Origin of the sequence: Robiginitalea sediminis (genome assembly GCF_002198115.1) — a bacterium.
GTDB classification, from domain to species: Bacteria; Bacteroidota; Bacteroidia; order Flavobacteriales; family Flavobacteriaceae; genus Robiginitalea; species Robiginitalea sediminis.
On sequence record NZ_NGNR01000007.1, the window covers coordinates 1 to 5,704 of the forward strand.

Here is a 5,704-nt window from a genome sequence, read left to right on the forward strand (position 1 = left end):
TTGGGTTTCTACCAAAACAAAAGCCCCCCACCTGGCTGTGAAGGGCTACCTGTATCCAATAAAAAACCCCGAAGTAGAGCGAAGCTCACTTCGGGGTTCAAAGAAGGCGGCGACCTACTCTCCCACCTAAGTGGCAGTACCATCGGCGCTGACGGGCTTAACTTCCCTGTTCGGAATGGTAAGGGGTGGACCCCGTCGCCATGGCCACCTGAGTTTTGCGTCTGCTTCTTAACAGACGGCCCCTTAAGGGCTAATATCCTGACATATGGAATGAAGTCTTCTTAACAACGCAAATCTAAACACAGCATTACAACTACTTTGAGCCACACAAAGCAAGTAGCGGCGCAAGCTCAACGGGCTATTAGTACCACTCGGCTGCGTACTTTACAGCACTTGCACCTGTGGCCTATCAACGTGGTAGTCTCCCACGACCCTTTAAAGAAATCTCATCTTGTGGCGAGTTTCGCGCTTATATGCTTTCAGCGCTTATCTCTTCCCGACTTGGCTACCCGGCAATGCCCCTGGCGGAACAACCGGTACACCAGCGGTCAGTCCGATTCGGTCCTCTCGTACTAGAATCAGCTCCACTCAAATTTCTAACGCCCGCAGTAGATAGAGACCGAACTGTCTCACGACGTTCTGAACCCAGCTCGCGTGCCACTTTAATGGGCGAACAGCCCAACCCTTGGGACCTTCTCCAGCCCCAGGATGTGACGAGCCGACATCGAGGTGCCAAACCCCCCCGTCGATGTGAGCTCTTGGGGGAGATCAGCCTGTTATCCCCGGCGTACCTTTTATCCTTTGAGCGATGGCCCTTCCATACGGAACCACCGGATCACTATGCTCTACTTTCGTACCTGTTCGACTTGTATGTCTCACAGTCAAGCGCCCTTATGCCATTGCACTCTGCGCACGATTGCCAACCGTACTGAGGGCACCTTTAGAAGCCTCCGTTACTCTTTTGGAGGCGACCACCCCAGTCAAACTACCCACCACGCACTGTCTCCCTAATTCAAGGGATTAGGCCCCGAACAAACAAAGGCTGGTATTTCAAGGACGGCTCCACCACGCCTGGCGACGCAGCTTCAAAGCCTCCCAGCTATCCTACACATTGGTTGCCCAAGGTCAATACGAAGCTATAGTAAAGGTGCACGGGGTCTTTTCGTCCCACTGCGGGTAAACGGCATCTTCACCGTTACTACAATTTCACCGAGCTCATGGCCGAGACAGTGTCCAGATCGTTACACCATTCGTGCAGGTCGGAACTTACCCGACAAGGAATTTCGCTACCTTAGGACCGTTATAGTTACGGCCGCCGTTTACCGGGGCTTCGATTCAATGCTTCCCACATAAATGCAGTAACATCTCCTCTTAACCTTCCGGCACCGGGCAGGTGTCAGGCCCTATACGTCATCTTTCGATTTTGCAGAGCCCTGTGTTTTTGATAAACAGTCGCCTGGACCTCTTCACTGCGGCCTCCCCGGAGGGAGGCGACGCTTCTCCCGAAGTTACGCGTCTATTTTGCCTAGTTCCTTAGCCATGAATCTCTCGAGCGCCTTAGAATACTCATCCCAACCACCTGTGTCGGTTTACGGTACGGGCCGCTGTAGTCGCTTTTCTCGGAGGAAGCTACACTGGATTATCGGCGCAGCCGTAGCCTTGCCGTACTATCCCTGCCTTACAACAGGTTCAACGCACTATTCCGTCAGTGCGCACCAATTCCACTCCCTCGTCACTTTTATTCTACAGCGGGTAACGGAATATTAACCGTTTGTCCATCCACTACCCCCTTCGGGTTCGCGTTAGGTCCCGACTGACCCCCGGCTGATTAGCATGGCCGGGGAAACCTTGGTCTTTCGGCGGGCAGGTTTCTCGCCTGCCTTATCGTTACTTATGCCTACATTTTCGTTTGTAGCCGCTCCATCAAGCCTCACAGCTCAACTTCAACGCAACTACAATGCTCCCCTACCCCTCCAGTATACTGGAAGCCACGGCTTCGGTGATGTGCTTATGCCCGATTATTATCCATGCGGGACCGCTCGACCAGTGAGCTGTTACGCACTCTTTAAATGAATGGCTGCTTCCAAGCCAACATCCTGGCTGTCTATGCAGTCCCACCGCGTTTAATCAACTTAGCACATACTTGGGGACCTTAGCCGGTGATCCGGGTTCTTTCCCTCTCGGACATGGACCTTAGCACCCATGCCCTCACTGCACAACATCATTTTACGGCATTCGGAGTTTGTCAGGAATTGGTAGGCGGTGAAGCCCCCGCATCCAATCAGTAGCTCTACCTCCGTAAAACTAATTGCACGCTGCACCTAAATGCATTTCGGGGAGTACGAGCTATTTCCGAGTTTGATTGGCCTTTCACCCCTACCCACAGGTCATCCCAAGACTTTTCAACGTCAACGGGTTCGGGCCTCCACTGTGTGTTACCACAGCTTCACCCTGCCCATGGGTAGATCACACGGTTTCGCGTCTGCCACTACTGACTATAGCGCCCTATTCAGACTCGCTTTCGCTGCGGCTCCGCCCCTGAAGGGCTTAACCTTGCCAGTAACGGCAACTCGTAGGCTCATTATGCAAAAGGCACGCCGTCACGCATAAATGCGCTCCGACCGCTTGTAAGCGTATGGTTTCAGGTTCTATTTCACTCCCCTGTTCGGGGTTCTTTTCACCTTTCCCTCACGGTACTAGTTCACTATCGGTCTCCCAGGAGTATTTAGCCTTGGCGGATGGTCCCGCCAGATTCACACAGGGTTTCACGTGCCCCGCGCTACTCAGGATACCGCTATCAATTATAATACCTTACCTATACGGGACTATCACCCTCTGCGGTGTAACTTTCCAGTTACTTCCAGTTCAGTATTACATCGAATATCGCGGTCCTACAACCCCAATGTTGCCGAAACAACATTGGTTTGGGCTTCTCCGATTTCGCTCGCCACTACTCTCGGAATCACTCTTGTTTTCTCCTCCTCCGGCTACTTAGATGTTTCAGTTCACCGGGTTCGCTTAATCGAAACGATTATGACTGGCCTTCAACCAGCCGGGTTGCCCCATTCGGATATCTGCGGATCAAAAGTTATGTGCACCTCCCCGCAGCTTTTCGCAGCTTATCACGTCCTTCTTCGCCTCTGGGAGCCTAGGCATCCCCCATACGCCCTTAATTAGCTTGTCGCCTTGCTTTGTATTCTAGCTCAAGTAATTGTATCTATACATGAATTACTTCACGTACTCTCTTTCTATGTTAGATTCGTGTTTCTCGAAGTCTTAACTATTTCCAATACAACCAAAGTCATACCTTCTATAGTCTCACTTCATTCCAATATGTCAATGAACGTTCTAACCCTTTGGGTAAATTCCATCCCGATAGCTATCGGGACCAAATTCCAAATTCCAACGAATTGGTGCTTGGTATTTGGCGCTTGAAATTTGACCGCCAGGTCTGGTGGAGAATACCGGAGTCGAACCGGTGACCTCCTGAATGCAAATCAGGCGCTCTAGCCAGCTGAGCTAATTCCCCATGAAATGGAAATTCCAAATAACAAATTCCAAATTCCAAGTCTAGGAGCTCAACTTCTAGAATTTCCAATACGTCAAATCAATGAACAAATTCCAAATTCCAAATTCCAAATTCCAAATTCCAAATTGGTGCTTGGAATTTAGTGGTTGGAATTTGTCAAACGCTCCAGGCGTTTGGCCTGTAGTCTCAGGCAGACTCCCCGATAGCTATCGGGGTAGACTTCTCACTGCCTTCACCTACTTCGTAGTCTCAGGCAGACTCGAACTGCCGACCTCTACATTATCAGTGTAGCGCTCTAACCAGCTGAGCTATGAGACTGCATTATCATATATGACAGACACAAACAACATCCCTTCTTAAGGAATGCTAAAAAAACCTGGCCCGGTCGGGAGACACTCCCTTGTTTAAACGGTGACTCTCGGAAAATTAAAACCAAAAGCCCTGTTACTATCTCTAGAAAGGAGGTGTTCCAGCCGCACCTTCCGGTACGGCTACCTTGTTACGACTTAGCCCTAGTTACCGATCTTGCCCTAGGCCGCTCCTTGCGGTGACGGACTTCAGGCACTCCCGGCTTCCATGGCTTGACGGGCGGTGTGTACAAGGCCCGGGAACGTATTCACCGGATCATGGCTGATATCCGATTACTAGCGATTCCAGCTTCACGGGGTCGGGTTGCAGACCCCGATCCGAACTGTGACCGGTTTTATAGATTCGCTCCTGCTCGCGCAGTGGCTGCTCATTGTACCGGCCATTGTAGCACGTGTGTAGCCCAGGACGTAAGGGCCGTGATGATTTGACGTCATCCCCACCTTCCTCACGGTTTGCACCGGCAGTTTCGTTAGAGTCCCCGGCTTTACCCGCTGGCAACTAACGATAGGGGTTGCGCTCGTTATAGGACTTAACCTGACACCTCACGGCACGAGCTGACGACAACCATGCAGCACCTTGTAATGAGTCCGAAGAAAAGCCTATCTCTAAGCCTGTCCCATTACATTTAAGCCCTGGTAAGGTTCCTCGCGTATCATCGAATTAAACCACATGCTCCACCGCTTGTGCGGGCCCCCGTCAATTCCTTTGAGTTTCATCGTTGCCGACGTACTCCCCAGGTGGGACACTTATCACTTTCGCTTAGCCACTGAACCAGAGGCCCAACAGCTAGTGTCCATCGTTTACGGCGTGGACTACCGGGGTATCTAATCCCGTTCGCTCCCCACGCTTTCGTCCATCAGCGTCAGTTGGCGATTAGTGACCTGCCTTCGCAATCGGTGTTCTATGTGATATCTATGCATTTCACCGCTACACCACATATTCCAGCCACTTCATCGTAACTCAAGACCAGCAGTATCAAAGGCAATTTTACAGTTGAGCTGCAAACTTTCACCTCTGACTTACTGATCCGCCTGCGGACCCTTTAAACCCAATGATTCCGGATAACGCTCGGACCCTCCGTATTACCGCGGCTGCTGGCACGGAGTTAGCCGGTCCTTATTCGTACGGTACCGTCATCTGCCCACACGTGGGCATTATTCTTCCCGTACAAAAGCAGTTTACAACCCGTAGGGCCGTCTTCCTGCACGCGGCATGGCTGGATCAGTCTCTCGACCATTGTCCAATATTCCTCACTGCTGCCTCCCGTAGGAGTCTGGTCCGTGTCTCAGTACCAGTGTGGGGGATCCCCCTCTCAGGGCCCCTACCTATCGATGCCATGGTGAGCCGTTACCTCACCATCTAACTAATAGGACGCATGGCCATCCTCTACCGCCGAAACTTTAATTATAATCCGATGCCAAATCATAATACTACGGGGTATTAATCCGGATTTCTCCGGGCTATCCCCCTGTAAAGGGTAGGTTCCATACGCGTTACGCACCCGTGCGCCACTCGTCAGCGGAAAAGCAAGCTTTTCCCTGTTACCGTTCGACTTGCATGTGTTAGGCCTGCCGCTAGCGTTCATCCTGAGCCAGGATCAAACTCTTCATCGTAGATTCTTAAATAATATGAGACCAGAACTCCTTAAAAGCCCTAACCTCCTTGAATCACCACAAAAAAGCCTTCCCAACTCGGTCCAGGTTTTTTTAATATTCCTTGACGGATGTTGTTTGTACTTACCAAGTCCCCTACCCCGCTAAAGGTAGAGGCTTGCTGTCTGTCAATATGTCAATGACCTTCCGGTAA

Annotated in this window: 2 tRNA genes and 3 rRNA genes; all 5 read right to left on the reverse strand. The window is 51.2% G+C overall.

Features of this window, described 5'->3' with window-relative positions:
* Positions 1–101 precede the first annotated feature (101 nt).
* The 5 genes from rrf to CA832_RS14840 all read right to left on the reverse strand — a co-directional run bounded on the left by rrf (position 102) and on the right by CA832_RS14840 (position 5,511).
* Positions 102–212: ribosomal RNA gene (rrf, locus tag CA832_RS14820) — 5S ribosomal RNA — on the reverse strand.
* Between the two features lie 129 nt (positions 213–341).
* Positions 342–3,184, reverse strand: a 23S ribosomal RNA gene (locus tag CA832_RS14825).
* A 268-nt stretch (positions 3,185–3,452) separates the two neighbouring features.
* Positions 3,453–3,529: transfer RNA gene (locus CA832_RS14830), tRNA-Ala, on the reverse strand.
* A gap of 244 nt (positions 3,530–3,773) precedes the next feature.
* Positions 3,774–3,847: transfer RNA gene (locus tag CA832_RS14835), tRNA-Ile, on the reverse strand.
* 139 nt (positions 3,848–3,986) lie between these two features.
* Positions 3,987–5,511: ribosomal RNA gene (locus tag CA832_RS14840) — 16S ribosomal RNA — on the reverse strand.
* The 16S, 23S and 5S rRNA genes sit together here with 2 tRNA genes alongside, the layout of an rRNA operon.
* Between the last annotated feature and the right edge of the window lie 193 nt (positions 5,512–5,704).